Annotated in this window: 12 protein-coding genes and 1 riboswitch; of the genes, 6 read left to right on the forward strand and 6 right to left on the reverse strand. The window is 68.0% G+C overall.

Annotated features, from left to right (window positions below; translation table 11 throughout):
- Positions 1-337 precede the first annotated feature (337 nt).
- Entirely contained in the window at positions 338-967 is a 630-nt protein-coding gene (locus H3H39_RS01010; protein ID WP_229217813.1) for a Crp/Fnr family transcriptional regulator, read from the forward strand.
- 57 nt (positions 968-1024) lie between these two features.
- On the opposite strand, the gene panD is transcribed toward H3H39_RS01010, so the two are convergent.
- Positions 1025-1384 carry an aspartate 1-decarboxylase gene (gene panD / locus H3H39_RS01015; RefSeq protein WP_182151405.1) on the reverse strand — a complete coding sequence of 120 codons (360 nt, stop codon included), beginning with the start codon at positions 1382-1384 and terminating at the stop codon, positions 1025-1027.
- Between the two features lie 254 nt (positions 1385-1638).
- Here panD and H3H39_RS01020 point away from each other — a divergent pair, with 254 nt between their 5' ends.
- Positions 1639-3357: a GGDEF domain-containing protein gene (locus tag H3H39_RS01020; RefSeq protein ID WP_182151406.1), complete on the forward strand. Its 1719-nt coding sequence runs from the start codon at positions 1639-1641 to the stop codon at positions 3355-3357.
- Positions 3358-3507: 150 nt separating this feature from the next.
- On the opposite strand, the gene H3H39_RS01025 is transcribed toward H3H39_RS01020, so the two are convergent.
- Positions 3508-5367, reverse strand: coding sequence for a M1 family metallopeptidase (locus tag H3H39_RS01025; RefSeq protein WP_182151407.1), 1860 nt, complete (start codon positions 5365-5367; stop codon positions 3508-3510).
- A 150-nt stretch (positions 5368-5517) separates the two neighbouring features.
- A riboswitch (yybP-ykoY riboswitch) is annotated at positions 5518-5695 on the forward strand.
- A gap of 11 nt (positions 5696-5706) precedes the next feature.
- On the opposite strand from H3H39_RS01025, the gene H3H39_RS01030 reads away from it, so the two are divergent.
- Positions 5707-6282: a TMEM165/GDT1 family protein gene (locus H3H39_RS01030; protein WP_182151408.1), complete on the forward strand. Its 576-nt coding sequence runs from the start codon at positions 5707-5709 to the stop codon at positions 6280-6282.
- An 83-nt stretch (positions 6283-6365) separates the two neighbouring features.
- On the opposite strand, the gene H3H39_RS01035 is transcribed toward H3H39_RS01030, so the two are convergent.
- Together H3H39_RS01035 and H3H39_RS01040 are read right to left on the reverse strand one after the other, a co-directional pair.
- Positions 6366-15068, reverse strand: coding sequence for a glycoside hydrolase family 94 protein (locus tag H3H39_RS01035; RefSeq protein ID WP_182151409.1), 8703 nt, complete (start codon positions 15066-15068; stop codon positions 6366-6368).
- A 137-nt stretch (positions 15069-15205) separates the two neighbouring features.
- Positions 15206-16840 carry an aminotransferase class V-fold PLP-dependent enzyme gene (locus H3H39_RS01040; protein WP_182151931.1) on the reverse strand — a complete coding sequence of 545 codons (1635 nt, stop codon included), beginning with the start codon at positions 16838-16840 and terminating at the stop codon, positions 15206-15208.
- A 140-nt stretch (positions 16841-16980) separates the two neighbouring features.
- On the opposite strand from H3H39_RS01040, the gene H3H39_RS01045 reads away from it, so the two are divergent.
- From H3H39_RS01045 to H3H39_RS01055, 3 genes are all read left to right on the forward strand, one after another.
- Positions 16981-17466 carry an Lrp/AsnC family transcriptional regulator gene (locus H3H39_RS01045; protein ID WP_182151410.1) on the forward strand — a complete coding sequence of 162 codons (486 nt, stop codon included), beginning with the start codon at positions 16981-16983 and terminating at the stop codon, positions 17464-17466.
- A gap of 58 nt (positions 17467-17524) precedes the next feature.
- Positions 17525-18688: an HPP family protein gene (locus H3H39_RS01050; protein WP_182151411.1), complete on the forward strand. Its 1164-nt coding sequence runs from the start codon at positions 17525-17527 to the stop codon at positions 18686-18688.
- 94 nt (positions 18689-18782) lie between these two features.
- Positions 18783-20627: a DUF885 domain-containing protein gene (locus H3H39_RS01055; protein ID WP_182151412.1), complete on the forward strand. Its 1845-nt coding sequence runs from the start codon at positions 18783-18785 to the stop codon at positions 20625-20627.
- A gap of 72 nt (positions 20628-20699) precedes the next feature.
- Here H3H39_RS01055 and H3H39_RS01060 read toward each other — a convergent pair whose 3' ends face one another.
- Positions 20700-21020 (reverse strand): Mpo1-like protein, encoded by a 321-nt coding sequence (locus tag H3H39_RS01060; protein ID WP_182151413.1) that lies wholly within the window; start codon positions 21018-21020, stop codon positions 20700-20702.
- Positions 21021-21680: a winged helix-turn-helix domain-containing protein gene (locus H3H39_RS01065; RefSeq protein WP_182151414.1), complete on the reverse strand. Its 660-nt coding sequence runs from the start codon at positions 21678-21680 to the stop codon at positions 21021-21023.
- Positions 21681-21873: the final 193 nt, after the last annotated feature.

Raw genomic sequence — 21873 nt, forward strand, 5'->3', positions numbered from 1 at the left:
AGCGGGGGTGGAACTGGATGGCCCAGCAGTATAGAAAAGACGGGCCGCCGGCAGGATCACGTACTTTAAGTTTGAAATAAAAGTACAAAAATGGTTCTTATTTGCAACACATTGCACCAATGGGCAATTGTTTTCGACTATCTATTCCTTTATATTGCTTAGCAGCTTATTACTGAGAGTGATAAAAAAAACAACCCCGCAGAACGCCCGACCATCCCCCGCGCCCGGCGCCGCCGGCGCCTGCCGCCGCGCCACCTCGGAACGCTCGCACCGATCCGCCTGGGCCGGCATGTCAACCCAACTTACGCCCGGGTCGCCGGGCTCGGCAAGCATAATCATGAGACACGGTTTTCTGGAACAACGAGAGAAGTACAAGGCGCAAACCATGCGCCACTACGGCGTCAGCGAGCAGATGTACGACGCCATCAACCGGCTGATGGCGCCGCTGGTGGTACCCGTCAGCGCGCGCAAGGGCGAGGTGCTGCAGCGCAGCGGCACGGTGGCCCAATCGTTCCACTGGATCTACAGCGGCGTGGCGCGGGCCGGCTTTGTGACGGAAGGCGGCACGGAAGTGACGCTGCGCTTCTGGACCGAAGGCGACACGGTGGCCTCGCATGAAGACTTGCTGCGCGCCCGAGATGGCTTGCCGGCGCGCCAGTTCGTGGTGGCCGAGACGGCGCTGCACGGTTTCCGCATGGACTGGGCCGACGTGGGCCGCCTGTGCGAGCGGCACGAGGAGGCACGCGCCTATTACCTGAAAGTGTCGGAGGCCAGCATCCTGCGCCAGGGCCGCAGCATCTACAACAGCAGCGCCGCCTCGGCCCAGTCCAGGCTGGACGCATTCCGCGACGAATATCCGGGCCTGGAGGCGCGGGTGTCGCAAAAGGTGATCGCCTCCTTCCTGGGCATCACGCCCCAGTATATGTCGCAGCTGCTGCGGCAGGACGCGCAGCAGAAGGCGGCATAAAAAAACGGCGCTCACCTGAGCGCCGTTTTCCTGTAAGCGAATTACTTCGGACCGTGTTTACTGCTTCATGCCCGTGATCTTGTTGTTGCCATCGACGAACACAATCTTGGGTTCGTAGCTGGCGATCTGCGCTTCCGTCATCGGCGCGTAGGTGCAGATGATGAGCAGGTCGCCCAGCTGGGCCCGGCGCGCGGCCGCGCCGTTGAGCGAAATCTCGCCGCTGCCGCGCAGGCCGGGAATGGCGTAGGTGGCGAAGCGCTCGCCATTGTTCACGTTGTACAACTCGATCTTTTCATTGGGCCAGATATCGGCCGCATCCAGCAGATCCTGGTCGATACCACAGGAACCTTCGTAATGGAGGTCCGCTTGCGTGACCGTGACCCGGTGCAGCTTGGCACGCAGCATAACTCGTTGCATAGACATCACTTCATCCTTCGTTAAATGGGGTTCAAGGCTTGCCTCAAAGCAATCCCAGTGGCCGGCTGGGCCACCGGCCGGACCCGAGGACCGTTCCGCCTTGATGCGCGGTCGCAATCGTACCACTACTCGTGCGCGCCGTCCCATTTCAGGCCCCGCCGGGGGCGACAGCGGCCAGCGCTTGTGGCATATTGCTAGTTAGAAAATCGCTGCTCCCCCACCGTGTGGCTGGCAGCCACGAGGAGCGCTGGAGAATGAGACTGACCCGCATGTTCGCCATATCCATGGCCATCCTGGCGCTGCTGGTGGGCGCCATGCTGGGCCGGATATTGTGGGGTGAATGGAACAACTACCGGGCCGCGCGCGGCGGCCTGCACGCGTTGCAACTGGTGCAGCGGGGCATGATCGCGGCCGAGAAGCTGTCGTTCGAACGGGGCCCCGTCAACGCCGTGATGGGCGACGCCGTGCCGCCCGATCCCGCCAAGCGGGCGCGGCTGGCCGTGGCGCGCGCCGCCAGCGACCAGGCGCTGGCCCGGCTGGCCGCCACGCTGGCGGCCACCCAGGGCCCGACGGCGACGGTGCGCGCCATCGAAGCCCAGCTGGCGGCGGCGCGGCGCGCGGTGGACGCCGTGGCCGCCTTGCCGCCGGCCCAGCGCACGCCGCAGCGGCTGACGGCGGCCGTGGAGCAGATGTTCGCGCTGATCCCCGTGGTGCTGGACGATGTGACGGGCTACGCGGGCGCGGCCGAGCAAGCCTACCCCAACCTGGCGAAAATCCTCATGAAGGCCCGCTTCGCCGTCGAGCTGCGCGAATACGCGGGCCGGCTCGGCTCGCGCCTGACGGTGGCGCTGGCCTCGGGCCAGCCGCTGGCCGAGACCGAGCACACGCAAATCCAGTTCCTGCGCGGCCAGATCGAACAGCTGCGCCACCTGATCGTCATGTCCACCAGCGCCATCGACCGCGACCCGCGGGTGCTGGCAGCGCTGCGCACCATGGATGAAGGGTATTTCAACAGCGGCCTGGCGCTGGTGACGGGGGTGGAGCGCGACAGCCGGGCCCACCAGCCCTACGGCATGGACACGGCCCAGTTCGCGCAACGCTATGTGCCGTTCATGACGCCCATCCTGGCCGTGCGCGACGTGCTGCTGGAGGCGGCGCTGGACCAGGCGCAACAGGACTACGACACGGCCCAGCGCGAACTGCTGCTGGCCTGTGTGACGGGCGGCGCCATCCTGCTGGCGATGGCGCTGCTGATGATCATCCTGCGGGCGCGCGTGATGGTGCCGCTGGCGCAGGCCACGCGGGCGCTCGTCAAGCTGGGCAACGGCGATTTTTCCATCCGCATGCACGAAACCCGGCGCCACGACGAGATCGGCGACCTGCTGCGCGCGCTGGGCCAGTTGCGCGCGGCCGGGCTGGAAAAGCAGCAGCTGGAACTGGAACGCCAGCGCCTGATCGAGGAACTGCGGCTGCGCGCCGACACCGACTATTTGACGGGCATCCTGAACCGGCGCGCCTTCACGGCCGTCGGCAACCAGCGCCTGCGGCGCGCGCGCGAGCACAAACTGGCGCTGGCCGTGATCCTGTTCGACGTGGACCGCTTCAAGGCCGTCAACGATAGCCACGGCCACGACGCCGGCGACCAGGTGCTGATCCGCATCGCCGCGCTGGCGCGCGAGGAATTGCGCGACGGCGAAATCCTGGCCCGCTACGGCGGCGAGGAATTCGTCGTCATGCCAGGCAACTGCGACCTGCAGGGCGCGCACGCGGTGGCCGAGCGCATGCGGCGCGCCATCGAGGCGGCGCCGCTCACGCTGGCCAACGGCCATGTGCTGCACGTGACGGCCAGCTTCGGCGTAGCCGCCTCGGAAGGCCCGCACCTGGCGCTCGACAGCCTGTTCCAGGCGGCCGACCTGGCGCTGTACCGCGCCAAGCACCAGGGCCGCAACCGGGTCGAAAGCCAGCCGGCCTGAGCGGCCGTGGCCGCCCCCGCTGCTGATCGCCCGCCGCCACCCGTCGCCGGACCGCGCCGCCCGCTCTCCGCCTTGAATGTTATAAACGGTTTATACGGTATATGCAGTTGATGGCGACAGCATACGCCAGCATATACCGCCTCCGGCCGCTTATTTCTCGGCGAACTTCTTATCGACGGCCGCCTGCGTGACCGGGTGGTAGCGTTCGCGCGCCTTGGCGTACAGGGCCTGGCCCCAGGCCCGGTCGTCCGGGCGCTGCAGCAGGGCCGCGTACAGGGGCACGACGAACTTCTGCCGTCCCACGCTCATCAGGAACGCTTGCAGCGGCGCGCGCACATCATAGCCGGCCTTGATGGAGCCGAGCAGGAAGCGGTAGGCGATCTCATTGTTGCCGCTCTTGCCCAGGCCGAAGCTCTGGTCCAGTTCGCGCATCTGGCCGGCGCTGGCCTTGCCGTCGATGTCGTTCAGGAAGTGCATCCATTCGAGCGCGATCCAGTGTTTGGCATCGAGCTTGTCGGTGGCCAGTTCGCCCCGCAACCAGCTGCTGCGCTGGGCGTCCACGGCCGCCAGCCGGGGCGACGCCACCCGCACGGCGTTGGCCGGGATGCCCTGGCCGTACAGCCATTCATCCAGCTCCGCCGCCGACATCAAGCCAGGATGCGTGTCGAGCAGATTGTGGTGCAGGTAGGCGACAAATTGTTCCGTGGTGGCCGACTGGAACGCGTGCTGGTCGAACCAGCCGCGCAGGAACGGGTCGAACACGGCGCGGCCGGCCCGCTGCTCCAGCGTGCGCAGCAGCCAGGCGCCCTTGGGATAGGCCAGCTCCTCGTCCGTGTAGGTGGCCTCGGGATCGGTGTCCGGGCCGCGCGTGAGCAAGGCTTGCCTGGCCGGGGCGATCGATGGCAGCGAAGCGTACGCCTCCTCCTGCTCCACCTGCAGGTTGATGTCGGCCACTTCGGCGCCGTACAGGCTTTCGACGATACGGGTGGTGACGTAGTTGGTGAAGCCTTCGTTGAGCCACCAGTGCTTCCAGGTGGCGTTGGTGACCAGGTTGCCGGACCAGGAGTGGGCCAGTTCGTGGGCGATCAGGTCCACCAGGCTGCGGTCGCCGGCGATCATGGTGGGGGTGAGGAAGGTCAGGCGCGGATTTTCCATGCCGCCGATGGGGAACGAGGGCGGCAGCACCAGCATGTCGTAGCGCCCCCAGCGATAAGGGCCGTACAGCGACTCGGCGGCGGCGATCATTTTTTCCGTGTCGGCCAGCTCAAAGGCGGCCGCCTCGATGCGGGCCGGTTCCGCGTACACGGCCGAACGGGGGCCGACGCTGCGCACATCGAGTTCGCCGATGGCGATGGCCAGCAGGTAGGCCGGCACCGGCTGCGGCATGCGGAAGTTCCAGCCGCCCACGCCGGTGGCCTTGGGATCGTTCTCGGCGCTCATCACCACGCGCAGGCCGGACGGCGCCTCGATGTGGGCGCTGTAGGTGAAGCGCACGGCCGGCGTGTCCTGCACCGGGGCCCAGGAGCGGGCGTTGATGGTTTCGGACTGGCTGAACATGAACGGCCGCTTGCCGGACATGGTTTGCTGCGGCGTCATCCATTGCAGGGCGGCCGCGCCGGGCGCCGTGCGGTAGTAAATGCGCACCTTGCGCGGCTGGCCAGCCAGCGCGATGCGCAACGCCCTGCCCTTCCCGGCCTGGCCCGCTTCGGGCGGGTCGAGCAGATAAGAGGCCGGCGCCCAGCCGCCGCCGGGGCGCTGGATGCGCACCTGGGCGATGCGCAGGTCGCGCGTGTCGAGCGCCAGGCCGCGGGCCTTGGGCGTCAGCCAGTCCAGCGTCAATTCGGCATAGCCGGACAACGTCTTTTGGCCGAAATCGGCCTTCAGGTCCAGGTGCAGGTCGGTGGTGCGGACCTGGTCGTATTGGGCGTAGCTGAGCGGGTCGGCCCAGGCGGCGCCGCAGGCGCACAGCAGTGCGGATAACACGGCGCGCGGGAAGGTGGCGATAGGCATGGTGGTCGGATCGGTGGAGGGTCGACGATGAGCGATGATGATCAATGATCGTCAACGCTGGTTAAATATTGCGTGTTGCGTGTTGCGCCGCTGGCGGCGCGATGCAGAATAACACAGCCTTTCTGGACCGGGCCGGCCGTTCCGGGTTATCATGCGGGCAGTTGTGGGGAGTAGTCGTCCTTCGTCCCGCGAAGGAAGCTGTGTCAACATCATCGGCCCGCAGGCCGTGGTACAGCTGGTGGATCACTTGACGAGACCATGAACCAGGGGCGGCCGCATGGGCCGGAGTCGCCCATGGCTCATCGGTTAACCATCCGGCCCACGTACTGACATCACATCATGGAAGCTTTCCTCGTCTCCAGCGGCATCGTCGCGCTCGCCGAAATCGGCGATAAAACTCAATTGCTCGCTTTTATTTTGGCCGCCAAGTTCCGCAAGCCGCTGCCTATTGTGCTGGCCATTTTCGTGGCCACCGTGGCCAACCACGCCTTCGCGGCCGCCGTCGGCAGCTGGCTCACCGCCCTGATGGGGCCCGATGTGCTGCGCTGGGTGCTGGGCCTGGGCTTCATCGCCATGGCCGCCTGGACCCTGGTGCCCGACCAGATCGACGAGGACGACGCCAAGCTGGCCCATTACGGCGTGTTCCTGACCACGCTGGTGGCCTTCTTCGCCGCCGAGATGGGCGACAAGACCCAGGTCGCCACCGTGGCGCTGGCGGCCCGCTACCACAGCCTGGTGTCCGTGGTGGCCGGCACCACGGTCGGCATGATGCTGGCCAATGTGCCAGCCGTGTATCTGGGTGGCCGGATCGCCGGCAAGGTGCCGCTCAAGCTGGTGCACGGCGTCGCCGCCGCCGTGTTCGCTGTGCTGGGTGTGCTTACGCTGCTGGGCGCGGGCGCTGGCGTCGGACTGTGAGCGGCGCGCCGCCGCGCGCAGCCCGCATGCCTGACCTGACCTGACTTGACCTGACCTGAGCGCATGCCACTTTCCGCTTGCCGCTAGCGCGCCACGCGCAGTTCCACGGCGTGCATCTGGCCGTCGTCGACCAGGGCCACCACGTAGCCGGCGCTGGCCTGGCCATCGACCGTCAGGCCGGGCGGCGTGTCCGGCCCGGCCGGCGCGACCCGTATCGTGTACGGCGTCGCGCCATAGCGGTAGCTGACCGTGTAGCCATCCCAGCCGGCCGGCAGCAACGGCGCCAGCGCCAGCGTGGCGCCGTTGCGCGTCACGCCCAGCAGCGATTCCAGCAGCAGCCGGTACATCCAGCCGGCCGATCCCGTGTACCAGGTCCAGCCGCCGCGCCCCACGTGCGGCGGCACGGCGTACACGTCGGCCGCCACCACGTACGGCTCCACCTTGTAGCGCTGGCACGCTTCGGGCGTGGCGCCATGGCGCACCGGGTTGATCATGCGCGCCAGCTCCCACGCGCGCTCGCCCTCGCCCAGGCGCGCGAAGGCCATCGCGGTCCAGATGGCGGCGTGGGTGTATTGGCCGCCGTTCTCGCGCACCCCCGGCACATAGCCGCGGATGTAGCCGGGATTGGGGCCGGCCTGGTCGAACGGCGGGTCCAGCAACTGGATCAGGCCGGCCTCGCGCCGCACCAGGCGCTGGTCCACCTGCTCCATGGCAGCGCGGGCCCGCACCGGGTCGGCGACGCCCGACAACACGGCCCAGCTTTGCGACAGCGAGTCGATCTGGCATTCCACCGCGCTGGCCGAACCGAGCGGGGTACCGTCGTCGAAATAGGCACGCCGGTACCACGCGCCATCCCAGGCCTGCTGCTCGACGCTGGTAGCCAGCCGGCGCGCCTCCTGGCGGCAGGCGGCGGCGAACTCGGTGTCGCCGCGACGCTCGGCCAGTTCAGCGAAGCGCTGCTGCACTTCGCACAGGAAGAACGCCAGCCACACGGATTCCCCCCGGCCCTGCTCGCCCACCTTGTCCATGCCATCGTTCCAGTCGCAGGAGCCGATCAGGGGCAGCCCATGCGCGCCGTAGCGCTGGCCATGGCGGATGGCGCGCACGCAATGCTCGTACAGGTTGGCGCTGTACGGCGCGGCCACGGGCAAATCGTAATACGCATCCTCCTCCGGCTTGACGGCGCGCCCTTCCAGGAATGGCGCCTGCTCGTCAAGCACGGACGCATCGCCCGTCACGGCCACGTAGCGGGCCGCCGCCAGCGGCAGCCACAGGTAGTCGTCGGAACAATGGGTACGCACGCCGCGTCCCGTGGGCGGATGCCACCAGTGCTGCACATCGCCTTCGATGAACTGGCGTCCCGCGCACAGCAGCAACTGCTCGCGCAGCAACTGGGGCGCCGTGTGGACGGCCGCCATCGCGTCCTGCAGCTGGTCGCGGTAGCCGAACGCGCCGCCGGACTGGTAGTAGCCGCTGCGGGCCCACAAGCGGCAAGCGATGGTCTGGTACATCAGCCAGCCGTTGACCAGCACGTCCAGCGCCGGCTCGGGAGTGGCCACCTGCACCGCGCCCAGCGTGCGGTCCCAATGCGCGCGCACGGCCGCCAGCGCCTCGCGCGCGGCCGCCACGCCCCGGTGCTGCTGCACCAGCACGCTCACGTCGGCGTTGCGGCGCCCGCCCACGCCCAGCACGAACACGATCTCGCGCCGCTGGCCCGGCAACAGCTCGAACGGCAACTGGATCGCACCGCACGGATCGAGCGCGGGCCCCACCCGGCCCGACAGGCGGACCCGGCGCAGCGCGGCGGGCGCCGCCAGGCTGCCGTTGCGGCCGATGAATTCGGCGCGGTCGGCCGTCACGCTGCGGGCGCTGCCGCCGTCGGCGTTGAAGAAGGCCACCCGGCCAGGGAACTCCGTGTTGTAGGCGTTACGCGCGAACAGCGCGCCGCTGGCGCCATCCAGTTCCGTCACCACGTGCATGGCGGTCTTGGCGCGCAGGTCGCCCAGCACCCATTCCACATAGCCGGTGGCCGACAGGCGGCGCGCCACAGGGCCGTCGTTGCGCACTTCCAGCACCGTGTAGCGGACCGGCGCGTCCAGCGCGACGAAGGTAAGGAGGCTGGTGGCGATGCTGCCTTCCGTGTGTTCGAACACGCTGTAGCCGAAGCCGTGGCGGGTCAGGTAAGGGCCGGCGCCGGGCGCGGGCAGACCGGTGGGCGACCAGACCTGGCCGCTCTGCTCGTCGCGCAGATACCAGGCTTCGCCGCTGGCGTCCGTGACGGGGTCGTTGTGCCATGGCGTGAGCCGGAATTCGTGGGCGTTCTCGTGCCAGGTGTAGGCCTGGCCGCTTTCCGAGATGACGCTGCCGAACTGGGAATTGGCCAGCACGTTGCACCACGGCGCAGGCGTGGGCTGGCCGGGGCCGCTGACGATCACGTACTCGCGTCCATCCTCCGTAAAACCGCCGCTGCCGTTGAACAGCAGCAGCGGCGGCGTGACGGGCGGCGCTGCCGCGACCGTATCGGCGGCGGCGCGGCCGTCGGCCACCAGCGTCGGCACCCGCAGTGGCGGCGGCACGGCGCGCTTGACCTGTTCGGCCAGGGTGCCGCGGCTGTCGCTGATGATCACCCGCGCCACCGATTGCAGCAGCACCCGGTCCTCGGGCGCGATCTGGTCGGCCAGCCGCACGAAGATGCCGCCGGGCCGGTCGATGGCCTGGGCGTCGATACCGGAGGCGATCAGGCCCATGATCTGCTCGTGCAGCAACTGGCGGTAGCCGCCCTGGTCCTCGTACCAGATCACCAGGTCCACCACCAGTCCCTTCAGCCGCCAGTAGGCGTGCGCCTGCACCAGCTGGCGCGCCAGCTCGATGTTGGCCGGGTCGCGGATCTGCAGCAGCACGATGGGCAGATCGCCCGAGATGGCATAGGCCCACAAGCCGGACTGGCCGCGCTGGTTGCGCTGCAGGATGGCCGCCTCGGCCCGCAGTGCGCCGTGTGGATAGAGCACGCTGCCGGCCAGGCGCGCGTACAACTGCGCGTCGGCCTCGCTGGCGTTGAGCTGGCGCAGCACCACCTGGCTGTGGGTCCAGGCCAGTTCGAACACCCGCCCGGCCAGGTGGAGGTCCTGGTATTTGTCCACCAGGTGCAGGGCCGCCTCGCGCGTGTCGGCCATGCCCGTCACCAGGTCGATGGTGGCGCTCTGGTCGGGCGCCAGCGTGATGCGGTGGCGGATCGCCACCACCGGATCGAGCACGGAGCCGTGGCCGCCGGCCAGCCGCCCGGCCACCCGCAGCGCCTGCGGCGCCTGGGTGCCGTGGCCACGGCCGATGAAGGCGGCGCGGTCGGTTTCGTACGACTCTTCCAGCACGGTGGCGCCGTGCACCGTCATCAGGTGCAGCAGCGACGGCGGCCGCTCATCCTTGCCGCGCGGCCGGCGGGTGCACAGGATGGCGTGGCGCGGGCCCAGGATCTCGGTCTGCACGAACAGCTTGGTGAAGGCGGGATGGGCCGCCTCGGCCGCCGCCGGCGCCATCACCACTTCCGCATAGCTGGTCAGCTCGATGGTGCGTTCGCGGTCGCTCTGGTTGGTCAGGCGGTGGCGCCGCAGTTCGATGTCGTCCTCGGGCGAGACGACGATTTCCGTGTACAGCTCCAGCCCGTGGTCGCTGCGGCGGAATTCGGCCCGCCCTTCCGAGAAGATCACTTCGTACTTGCGCGGCTCGGCCAAGGTGGGCTGCCACGCGCCCGACCAGGACAGGCCGCTGTCGACGTCATGCAGGTAGAGGAAGCTGCCCCAGTGGTCGCGCGTGCCATCCTCGCGCCAGCCGGTCACGGCCAGGTCCTTCCAGCGGCTGTAGCCGCCGCCGGCGTTGCTGACCATGACGTGATAGCGCCCGTTCGACAGCAGTTGCACTTCCGGCAGCGCGGTGGCCTGGTTCAGCACCCGCATCGGCATGGCCTGCTCGGCGCCGGCGCCCGGCGCGGCCAGCTGCTGCTCGGTGGCCGAGTGGAACGCGCCCACCTGGGCGCTGCGTTCCTGCAGCACCAGCAAGGCCGATTGCAGCAGCGGGTCGGACATGAAGCGGCGCTGCATGGGCCGGTCGTGCAGCAGGTAGCTCAGCGCCAGCAAGCCCATGCCCTGGTGGTGCACCATGAACGAGCGGATCACGGCCGAGGCCTGGCCCCGTGGCAGCCGGGCCGGCGTGTAGTCGATCGCCTCGTAGCAGCCGTAGCGGCCCACATAGCCCAGCGCCGCCATCTTCTGCAGGTTGACGCAGGCCGCCTCCGGCCGCACCATCAGGCCCAGCATGGTGGCATAGGGCGCGATCACCAGATCGTCGCCCAGGCCGCGCTTCATGCCCAGGCCCGGCACGCCGAACGCGCGGTACTGGTAATTGAGACTGGCGTCGACCGTGTTGTAGCCCGATTCCGAAATCCCCCACGGCACGTTGCGGCGCCGGCCGTAGTCGATCTGGGCGTCCAGCATGGCCTGGTAGGTCTGGTCCAGCAGCGTGCTGGCGTAGGTGGGCATGACCAGCAGCGGCATCAGGTATTCGAACATGGAGCCGCTCCACGACAGCAGCACCGGCTTGCCGGCCACGATGCGCAACTGGCGGCCCAGCGCGAACCAGTGTTCCTGCGGCAGCTGGCCCTGGGCGATGGCGACGAAGCTGGCCAGCCGCACTTCCGACGCCAGCAAGTCGTAATAGCTGGCGTCGAGGCGGCGCTCGCTGAGGTTGTAGCCGATCGCCAGCAGCTTGGTGGTGGGGTTGTACAGGAAGCTGTAGTCGGGCTGGGCGCAGGCGGCGCAACGCAGCAGCAGCGTGTCGATGGCAGCCATGCGGACGCGCGCCTGGGCGCCGCCCTGCGCCACCAGCGTGGCCAGTTTGCGCTGGCGCTCGCGCTCGTCCGGCGCCAGGTCGGACGGCGCGGCCTCCATGCCGGACCAGCCGGCCAGCGCGCGCAAGGTGGGCATGCGCGCCAGCCGGCTGTCGCACAGCGCGCCCGGCCCCAGCGCCAGCCAGGGCGCGTAGCCCTCCAGTTCCTCGCGCAGCGCACGGCACTGGCTGGCCAGCGCCGCGCTCCATTCGCGCACGGCTTCGTCGCCGTGGGCGGCGGCCGCTTCCAGCAGCGTGGCGGCGCTGTCGCAGGCGCGCGCCAGCCAGTCGTGCAGCGCGCCCAGGTCGTCCACATCGGGGCGGCCGGCCGGCGCCAGCAAAGTGTCCAGCACGCGCAGCGCCTGCGCCCCGGCCTGCAGGGGTGCGGCCGGCTCCATGGCGGCCAGCGCTTCGTGCAGCAAGCCCAGCGTGGCGGCCAGGCCATCCAGGCATTGCGGCCCCAGCAGCGGCTGGTCGGCCAGCGCCGCCAGTCCGGCCCGCAGCGTAAGCAGGTGGCCGGCCAGGTTGCCGCTGTCGACGGTGGAAATGTAGATCGGGTACAAGGGCTTGAGGGTCTGGGTGTCGTACCAGTTGTAGAAGTGGCCCTGGTAGCGCTCCAGCAATTCCATCGCGCCCAGCGTGTGGCCGGTGCGTTCCAGCAGCTGGCCCGTGTGCAGGTAGCCGAAGTCCCAAGCGCTCAGGTTGGCCATCAGCGCCAGGCCCATGTTGGTGGGCGAAGTGCGGTGCGCCACCACGGCCACGGGATGTTCCTGCATATTATCGGGCGGCAGCCAGTTGTCGTCCGGCCCCACGTAGCGGTCGAAATAGCCCCAGGTGCGGCGCGCCAGCTGGTTCAAAAAGTGCAGCTGGGCCGCGCTCAGGCGCACCGGCGGGCGCGGCACGGGCCGGCTGATCCACCACGCCAGCAGCGGCGCGGCCAGCCACGCCGCCAGCAGCGGCGCGGCCGGCGCCATGCCGGCCGGCCGCCACAGGGCCAGCGCGGCGGCGGCCGCCACGGCCAGCAGCGAGGCGCTGCGCATGTTGCGCCAGCAGTCGGCCAGGCCGGCGCCGGCGCGCGCCAGGCCGGAGGCGCGCCATTCCAGCAGGCGCTGGTGCGACAGCAGCAGCCGCCACAGGGCGCGGCCGATGGCGTCCAGCGCGAACGCGGCCTCGTACGGCAACCAGGCCAACATCAACAGCGCGTGCGAGAAATGGATCATGGCCAGCCGCACCACGGCCCACCAGTGCTGCGACCACAAGGTGTCGCGCGGACGGCGGGCCGCGTGGTGCAAGGCGCCCACCAGCGGCGGCAGCAAGGGCACGGCCAGCACGGCCGCCGTCCACAGCCACGGGTCGGGCAGCGCGCCCCACGCCACCAGCAACGCCAGCAGCAGCGCCGGCGCCGTCAGGCTGCGGCGCAGGTTGTCGAACAGCTTCCAGCGCGACAGCGCCGACAGCGGGTTGCGCTCGCGCCGGCCGTCGGCCCGCCGCACGGGACCGGCCAGCCAGCCGCACAATTGCCAGTCGCCGCGCAGCCAGCGCTGGCGGCGGCCGACGTCGTCGGCGTAGGTGGCCGGCCACGCCTCATACAACTGCACGTCGCTCAGCAGGCCGGCGCGCAGGTAGCAGCCTTCCAGCAGATCGTGGCTGAGGATCAGGTCATCGGGCAAGCGCCCGCCCAGCACCTGCTCGAACATGTCGACGTCGTAGATGCCCTTGCCGATGAAGGAGCCTTCCCCGAACACGTCCTGGTACACGTCGGACACGGTGCGGGTGTAGGGATCGATGCCCGGTTCGCCGCCACCGAGGCGCTCGTAGCGCGATGCCGCCTCACCGGGCAGGCTGGCCGCCACCCGTGGCTGCAGCACGCCATAGCCTTCCACCACGCGGCCACGGTGGGCGTCGTAGCGCGGCTGGTTGAGCGGATGGCGCATGGTGGCGATGCACTGGCGCGCCGTGTCGCGCGGCAACTGGGTATCGGTGTCGAGCGTGATGACGTAACGGATATCCTGCAAACGGCTGCTGTCGCCTTCGATGAGCGAGAACGCGTCGCGTGCGCCGCCGCGCAGGTAGCGGTTGAGCGCGTGCAGCTTGCCGCGCTTGCGCTCGTACGCCATCCACACACCCTGGCGCGGATTCCACAAGCGGGGCCGGTGCAGCAGCAGGAACGGCGCGCCTTCGTAGCGCACGTTGAGCGCACGCATGCGCTGCTGCAGGTGGGCCAGCAGGGCGCCATCGTCGGGCAGGGTTTCCTCGCTGGCGTCGGGAAAGTCGGTGAGCAGGCAGAACACGAGGTTGGGGTCGCGGTTGGCCAGGAAGCGCACTTCCAGTTGTTCGCACAATTCATCCACGTTGTCGCGGCTGTAGATCAGGGTGGGCACGGCCACCACGGCGCGCGCGTCGTCCGGCACGCCGCCGCGGAAGTCCATGCGCGGCAAGGGATGCGGTTCGGTGAGCGCGGTGGCGCCCCAGTTCACCAGGCTCAGCGCCAACTGGCCGCTGCCCAGCAACGCCAGCACGCCCAGCACGGCCAGCAACCATGGCTGGTCGACGCCGTCGCGTGCCGTGCGCGCCAGCAACCAGGCGCAGCCGCCGGCCGTGAGCAGGCCGATGGCGCCCAGGTAGCAGGCCAGCGGCGCATGCCGCGCCAGTTGGCCGACCCGCTGTGCCAGCGGCAGGCGCACGCCGGCCAGGCGCGCCAGCTCGGCCGAACCGGGCCCCACCAGGAAGTAGCCGACGTGGCGGTGGCGCCCTTCGGCGTCGCCGGCCGCGTCCTGCGCCAGGCGCACGGCCCGTTCGGCCACTTGCTCCTCGGTGGCGGGCGCGTGGCGCGCCAGCGTCTCGACCACATGGCGGTACCGGTCGCGGGTGGCGAAGTCCATGCCGGTGTAGATACCAGCCGGATCGTGCCGCAGCGCGCGCTCGACGGCGCTCATGGTTTCGACGAATTCCTGCCAGTCCATGGTGCCCAGGAAACGCAGGCTGCCGATGCTGTTGGCGATCGACACCTGCTCGGCGGCCTGCAACTGGATCTCGGCCTGGATCTGCAGTTCGATGGTGTGGCCCGATTCGGCCAGCCGGTGCGACAGCCAGGTGAGCGCCAGTGTGAGGGCCGGGCTCTGGCCTTGCAGGCGGCGCGCCAGTTCGGCCACGAAGGCGCTGGTGACGGGCGGGTTGGAACGGGCCATGTCGGCCACCAGCAGGATCAGGCCGCTGGGATTCTGCTCGGCCACCTCCACCATGCGCTCGGCCCACTGGGTGGCCAGGTCGCGCTGGGCGCGGTCGTCGGCCACGCGCGCGGCCACCCGGCGCAGGTTCTCGATCAGCGCCAGGCGCAGCATGATGGGAATGGCCCACAACTCGCCCAGTTGCAGCGTAGCCACTTCCTGGTAGGCATCGACGAAGCCACGCAGGCTGTCCGGGTCGACCCGGCCGTCGCCGTGGGCGATGATTTCCAGCGCGATCCGGTACACGCGCGGCACCGCGCTGCCGGCACCGGCGCCGGCGCCGGCGTCGCCGTTCAGGCGCGGCAGTTGCCGGCTGTAGTGCTTGGGCAGGTGCCGGCGCGCGGTGCGGATCTGGTCTTCGATCAGGTAGTAATTATCGAGCAGCCATTCAGAGGCGGGGGTCACCTGGCGCCCGGCCTGCAGCGCGTCCGTCAAGCCATCGCAGGTGGCGGCGATGACGGCGGCGTTGTCGGCCAGGCGCGCCAGCAGGCGGTCGCGGCCGCCACCGGGACTGGGCACGTGCTGCGTCGCCAGCGCGCGGCCATGGGCCGCCATCTGCGCCGCGCTGAACAGCTCGGCCCGCAGGGGCATCTCCTCTTCCTCGTCGGCACGCGCGGCGCCGGCTGAGGCGGCGTGAAAACCCAGCGTGAACTTGGGAAACAAAGTGGTGTGCTGTTCCATCGGACCTCGCTAGACGAATAGGCCAACGCGATGGAAATTATCTGCCGATCACCCCGACAGGGGCGCACGGCTGCCGAGAGCCCGGCAAGGCAACAGTTGGGATCGATTGCGCGCTGGCGGGCGGCGCGCCCGCTGGGTCAGGCGTCGATGGCCGGCGAGGCCAGCGCCAGGCCGCCGTCCAGGCTCCACGCTTGCTGGTGGCCGAGCCCGCGCAGGTATTGCGCGGCCTTCAGGCTGCGGTTGCCGCTGCGGCAATAGAACACCAAGGGCACTTGCGCTTCGCCCCGCCACTGCGCCAGCCAGCCGGGCAACTGGCCCAAGGGCACGCTGATGGCGGGCCGCCCGCCGGGGGCCGGCGTGACCGTGGCGGCACATTCATACCGTTCGCGCACGTCGATCAGGCGCGCATCGGGATGGGCTTGCAGGAAGGCATCGAGCGCGGCGGGCGCCAGCCGCATGGCGTCGTCCGCCGGTGGGGCGGACGCATCGGGCGCGGGCAGCGTGGCGCCAGGCTGCCGGCTGGCCTCGGCGCCGTCGTGCGCGGCCTCGGCAGCATCGTGCACGGCCGGGGCGCCGTCCAGCGGCAGCAGGCCACCGCTGCGCAAGGCGGCGCCACAGCGGGCGATGCGGGCGCAGGCGGCGGCGATGGTCGCCGCATCCGTCAACGGGCCAAACGACATGCGGATGGCGCCGCTGGCACGCCAGTCCGGCACGCCCATCGCCACCAGCACGTAGCTGGGCGCGGCGGCCTTGGCCGAACAGGCGCTGCCGGAACTGACGCGCACGCCGGCCGCGTCGAACACATCCATCAATGCGCGGCTGGCGACACCGGGCACGGAGAAGTTGAGCGTGGTGGGCAGCGAGGCCGCGAACCCGTGGTTGAACACGATGCCGGGCAAGGCGGCGCACAGGCTGTCGGCCAGGCGCGCGCGGAAGCCGGCCAGTTCAGCGTGGCTGCGGAAGGTGCCGCCCTGCTCCAATGCGGCCAGCACGGCGCCCAGCGCGGCGATGCCGGCCATGTTTTCCGTGCCGGAACGCAGGCCCGCCTCCTGGCCGCCGCCCATGATCAGCGGCGTGAACGGCGCGCCATCGCGCACGTACAACATGCCGATGCCCTTGGGCGCGTACAGCTTGTGGCCGGAGAACGGCGCGTAATCGATGCGGGTGCGCGCCAGGTCCAGCGGCAACTTGCCCAGCGCCTGCACGCAATCGACCAGCCAGTAGGCGGCGCTGGCCGTGTCCGCGAGCACCGCTTCAATACCGGCCAGGTCCGAGATCACGCCCGTTTCATTGTTGGCGGCCATGGTGCACACCAGCGCGGCCCGTGGCGCCAGCGCGCGCAAGGCCGCCAGGTCGTGGCGGCCCTCGCCGTCCACGGGCAAGGCATGCAGCGTGAGATTCAGGCCCAGCAGGCGGTTCCAGTGGTCCAGGCTTTGGGGGACGGCCTTGTGTTCGGTGGCGCCATAGACGAGCAGGTCGCCGGTGGCCTCGCCACGGGACTGGCGTTCGCGCAGCGCACGCAGGGCCGACAGCACGGCCGTCTGGATACCTTCGGTGGCGCCGCTGTTGAACATCAGGCGGCCGCTGCCCACGCCCAACAGGCGGGTGGCGCGGGCGCGGGCGCCGTCCAGCACGGCCTTGGCGCGCAGGCCGGCGCCGTGGCTGCTGCTGGGGTTGCCGAAGCACTGGGCCATGGCGTCCACGGCGGCGGCGATGGCGGCGGGCAGGACGGAGGTGGTGGCGTTGCTGTCGAGGTAGATTTCAGTGCGCATGGTGGCGAGCATGATGGGCATTCATGGTAATTGCAGTCATGCCACATAGCTTACGTATTCCAACGTGAAATTATGTTCTAAAATGACTGCTGCACACGGTTTATTTGGAATGAATATGCTCATTTTTGAAGAAAAACAGCATGGAACATCTTGATCGCTACGATTACGCCATCCTGGCTGCGCTGCAGGCGGACGGCACGCTGTCGATCGCCCAGCTCAGCGAGAAGGTCGGGCTGTCCAGCACGCCCTGCTGGAAGCGGGTGCGCCGGCTGGAAGAGGAAGGCTATATCGAAAGCCGGGTCGCCATCGTCAACCGGCGCAAAGTGGGCTTGCCGGTGACCGTGTTCGTCAGCGTGCGCACCAGCCACCACGACGAGCAATGGCTGGCGCGCTTCGCCGCCGCCGTGATCGCGTTGCCGGAAGTGCAGGAATTTCACCGCATGAGCGGCGACGTGGACTATCTGCTCAAGGTGGTGACGAGCGATATCGACGGATATGACAGATTTTACAAGAAGTTGATCAAGGTTTCGCAGCTGACCGGCGTATCCTCGGCATTCTCGATGGAACAGATCAAGTTCACCACGGCGCTGCCGTTGGCCCTCGTTTCGCACGGCCTGCCAGGCTGAGCGCGGCGCGGCGCATCGTGGGATAATGCCCGACTCCCCGTTTTTCGCACCACACAATATGATCGCCTTTTTGGAACGCTGGCTGCCCGCCCCTCACACGGCCAGCCGTAGCGAGCGCCTACGCGCGTGCGCGGGCGCCGCCGCCGGCCTGCTGCTGACCGGACTGGTCGGCCATGTCATCCTGGCCCGTGATGGCATCAGCCTGTTCTTCATCGCACCGATGGGCGCTTCCGCCGTGCTGCTGTTCGGCTTGCCGGCCAGCCCGCTGGCCCAGCCCTGGTCCGTGATCGGCGGCAACGTGCTGTCGGGTCTGGTGGGCGTGACCTGCGTGCACTGGCTGGGCGCCGGCGTACCGGTGGCCGCCCTGGCCGGCTGCCTGGCCATCGCCGCCATGTTCGCGCTGCGCTGCCTGCATCCGCCCGGCGGCGCCGTGGCCCTGACGGCCGTGATCGGCGGCCCGGCCGTACTGAGCGCCGGCTACCAGTTCCCGCTGGTGACGGTGCTGTTCAACTGCGTGGTGCTGGTCGGCACGGCCGTGCTGTACAACAACCTCACGGGACGGCGCTATCCACACACCCAGCAGACTCCGCATCCCCATCCGCATGCGACGGCCGATGCCGTGCCCACTTCGCGCCTGGGCTTCGCGCCGGAAGACCTGGACGCCGCGCTGCGCCAATACAACCAGGTGCTGGACGTCAGCCGCGACGACCTGGAAGCGCTGTTCCTGCAGACGGAGCAACGGGCTTACCAGCGCCGCTTCGGCATCATCAGTTGCGCCGACATCATGTCCCGGGACGTCATCACGGCCGAGTTCGGCACTGGGCTGGACCAGGCGTGGCGCGACATGCGCGGCCACAAGGTGGCTTCGCTGCCCGTGCTGAACCGGGCCCGGCGCGTGATCGGCATCGTCACCCAGGGCGACTTCCTCGAACATGGCGGACTGGACGACTATCACGGCGTGCGCCAGCGCCTGCGCCAGTTCCTCCGACCCAGCGGCCTGAGCCACACGGAGAAGGCGGAAGTGGTGGGCCAGATCATGCGCAGCAAGCCCGTGACGGCGCGACTGGACACGCCCATCGTCGACCTGGTGCCGCTGATGGCCGACATCGGCTTCCACCACATCCCTATCGTCGACGAAGAAGAGCGATTTGCCGGCATCGTCACGCAATCGGACCTGGTCGCGGCGCTCTACGAAAGCCGCTTGGCGCGCGACGCGGCCTGATCGGCTGGCAAAATTGTTGGGCAGCGTCGACGCGATGGCGTATGCTTAGCGCCGTTTTGCCCTATCCCCCGACAATTCAGATCAGGAAACGAATATGACGCAACACCTCCGCCTCATGCTTGCTCCGCTGGCCGCCGCTGTGGCCCTGGCCTGCACACCGCTGAGCCATGCCGCCGACCACGCCGTTACCCCGGCCGTGCAAGCCACCCAGGCCGTGCCAACCGCCACGCCCGCCGCCGTGCGCCAGCAACTGCTGGCCCTGGCCGACGCCTACTATCAAGCCACGGCCCTCTTCGATCCGATAGGCGCCACGGAAAACGGCGACAACCGCTTCGATGACCAGCTCGGCATGAGCATCGTGCCCGCGCAGCGCGCCAAACAGTTCGCGCTGTACCGCCAGTACCGTCAGCAACTGGGCGCCATTCCCCGCGCCCAGCTGGACCGGGGCGACCGCATCAATTACGACATCCTCGCTTTTGAGCTGCACGGTCTGCTGGCGATGGAAAAATTTCCCGAGCATTTGCTGCCGATCAACCAGATGGACAGCGTCCCCGTGATGCTGGCCAACTACGCGGGCGGCGAAGCGTCGCAGCCTATCGGCACGGTGGCGCAATATGATGCGTACCTGAGCCGCGTATCCCAGTTGCCAGCCTGGATCGATCAGGCCATCGCCAACATGCGCGTCGGCATGCGCAAAGGCGTGACCCAGCCCAAGGCCATCATGCTGTCGGCCCTGCCCCAGTTCCAGAAGCTGGTGAGCGCCACGCCGGAAACGAATATCTACTACACGCCCATCACCAAGCTGCCGGCCACGTTCTCCGACGCCGACAAGCAGCGCCTGACGGCCGCCTACCGCGCCACCGTGGCCGACAAGGTGATGCCGGCCCTGGCCCGCCTGGCCACCTTCCTGGAGAAGGAATACATCCCGGCCTGCCGCACCACGACCGGCCTCGGCAAACTGCCGGACGGCATGGCCTGGTATCAGGCCCGTGTCGCCAACCAGACCACAACGTCGCTCAACCCCGAGCAAATCCACGCCATCGGCTTGCGTGAGGTGGCGACCATCCAGCACGAATTCGAACTGCTGGGTCCGAAACTGGGCTATACCGGCCCCGCCTCCGGCCTGCCCGTGTGGGTGGCGCAGCAGGACAAGTTCCGCCCGTTCAAGACGGAAGAAGAAGTACAGGCCGTCTACCATAAGCTCAATGACGTGCTCGACACCAAGTTGCCGCAACTGTTCACGCTGGTGCCCAAGGCCAAGCTGGACCTGCGGCTGGAGCCGGAGCTGAGCCGCGCCACGGCATCCGACCATTACACCGCGCCGGCTGGCGATGGTTCCCGTCCGGGCGTATTCTGGTCGGTCGTCAACGACCCTGCCAAATACGGCAACACGGGCATGACGACGCTGTTCCTGCACGAAGGCAAGCCCGGCCACCACTTCCACATCGCCCTGATGCAGGAATTGAACTTGCCGGACTTCCGCAAATACGGCGGCAACAATGCCTACACGGAAGGCTGGGCCCTGTACGCGGAAACGCTGGGCAAGGAAATGGGCTTGTTTGAGGATCCGGCCCAGTACTTCGGCCATTTGAACGATGCGCTGCTGCGCGCCGTGCGCCTGGTGGTGGACACCGGCATGCACGCCAAGGGCTGGAGCCGCGAGCAAAGCATCCAGTACATGCACGATACGCTCGGTTACGATGAAACGGCCAAGAGCGAGACGGAACGCTACATGGCGTGGCCGGCGCAAGCGCTCGGTTACCGGATCGGCATGCTGAAGATCGTCGAACTGCGCCAGCGGGCCGCCGCCGCCCTGGGCGACAAGTTCAGCCTGCCGAAGTTCCACGAAGCGGTGCTGGGCGATGGCACCCTGCCGTTGGCCCTGCTGGAACAGAAGATCGACAACTGGATCGCGGCCCAGAAACAAGCGCAACACTAAGCGGCCGACTATCGACGGGAACGGACTCCGCTTGCGGACCGTTCCCGTTTTCTTTTCCTACCGTCCCGGGTTTTACCAGCGCACGCGGCCAATCAGGATGTCGCGGAACATGGCCCAGTCGCCCAACAGGCTATAGAACGGATAGGTGAACGTGGCGGGCCGGTTATGTTCGAAAAAGAAATGACCGATCCATGCGAAGCCATAGCCGATCAGCGGCAAGCTCCACAGCAAGGCCAGATTGCCAGTCGCCGCGCTGATTCCCACCATTAAAATAATCAAGCTGGAACCAATAAAGTGCAGGCGCCTGCAAACTGCATTGGCGTGCTCACTTAAATAATAGGGATAAAATTCCTGGAACGTCTTATATCGCGATTGCGGCAAATCGGCCTCCATTTACACCCCCGGTGGTTGGTTGATATTCTGAAATTGACGCCATTTCGCATCCGCCTCAATTCCCGCATCGCCCAGTATTATCTTGTCCAGGTCGGCTTCCTCGCCCAGCACGAATAATTTCTTTTCCCGCAATACCTGGATAATAAAACCCTGCTGTTCGCGCAAGCGGCGACGGAAATCGGGAACGGAATAAAGATTGGGATTGATTTTACGGCGCAACAAACGTTCCGCCGTGGGCAACCGGGATAACAATTCACCATAGCTGGTGTTATCACCGATCAACAGCAATTCAACCGGCGTATCCAGCGCTTCCTGCTCCTTGGCGGTGGCGCCATATACAAAGGCGACATTCAGCACACGTTGCAGCGGCACCAGCGCCGCCCGCAACACGCTAACCAGGCCAAAACTCTTTTTCACCAGGCTGCTTAATTCCTCGTAGACCGGGGACTCCTTATTCGGCCGGAAGCGGCGCACATTGCCGATGCGCTCGGAAATAATCAAACCCGCATCGTTCAAGCGCTTCAACTCGCGCTGGGCCGAGGCGCTGCCCAGCCCCGTCAGGCGCATGATCTCATTCAAGTGGAAACCGTCGTTGACACGGACAAACAGCAGCCCCAGCAGCTTTTGCTGGGCGGGCGTGAAGAGGGCTTGAGCGATCATGCGCCAAATCTTAGCATGAATATACTAATTTCTGGCACAACAGGCGTGCATTTATTGTGCGACCGCACAGCCCAGCGAACTGGGCGGGTCGACGTGGCGGCCGCCTGCGCAACTATCCGCTTAGTTGGAAAATGATCGCTGGCGGAGCTGGGGTGCTGTTCAAAATCGGACCTCAGACTAAACCGGTCTAATC

The organism is Rugamonas apoptosis, assembly GCF_014042355.1.
Taxonomy (GTDB): Bacteria; Pseudomonadota; Gammaproteobacteria; order Burkholderiales; family Burkholderiaceae_D; genus Rugamonas; species Rugamonas apoptosis.

Coding starts and splice junctions, on each gene's coding strand:
- H3H39_RS01010 (WP_229217813.1), top strand. CDS start 338: ATGAGACACGGTTTTCTGGAACAACGAGAGAAGTACAAGGCGCAAACC.
- panD (WP_182151405.1), bottom strand. CDS start 1,384: ATGCAACGAGTTATGCTGCGTGCCAAGCTGCACCGGGTCACGGTCACG.
- H3H39_RS01020 (WP_182151406.1), top strand. CDS start 1,639: ATGAGACTGACCCGCATGTTCGCCATATCCATGGCCATCCTGGCGCTG.
- H3H39_RS01025 (WP_182151407.1), bottom strand. CDS start 5,367: ATGCCTATCGCCACCTTCCCGCGCGCCGTGTTATCCGCACTGCTGTGC.
- H3H39_RS01030 (WP_182151408.1), top strand. CDS start 5,707: ATGGAAGCTTTCCTCGTCTCCAGCGGCATCGTCGCGCTCGCCGAAATC.
- H3H39_RS01035 (WP_182151409.1), bottom strand. CDS start 15,068: ATGGAACAGCACACCACTTTGTTTCCCAAGTTCACGCTGGGTTTTCAC.
- H3H39_RS01040 (WP_182151931.1), bottom strand. CDS start 16,840: ATGCGCACTGAAATCTACCTCGACAGCAACGCCACCACCTCCGTCCTG.
- H3H39_RS01045 (WP_182151410.1), top strand. CDS start 16,981: ATGGAACATCTTGATCGCTACGATTACGCCATCCTGGCTGCGCTGCAG.
- H3H39_RS01050 (WP_182151411.1), top strand. CDS start 17,525: ATGATCGCCTTTTTGGAACGCTGGCTGCCCGCCCCTCACACGGCCAGC.
- H3H39_RS01055 (WP_182151412.1), top strand. CDS start 18,783: ATGACGCAACACCTCCGCCTCATGCTTGCTCCGCTGGCCGCCGCTGTG.
- H3H39_RS01060 (WP_182151413.1), bottom strand. CDS start 21,020: ATGGAGGCCGATTTGCCGCAATCGCGATATAAGACGTTCCAGGAATTT.
- H3H39_RS01065 (WP_182151414.1), bottom strand. CDS start 21,680: ATGATCGCTCAAGCCCTCTTCACGCCCGCCCAGCAAAAGCTGCTGGGG.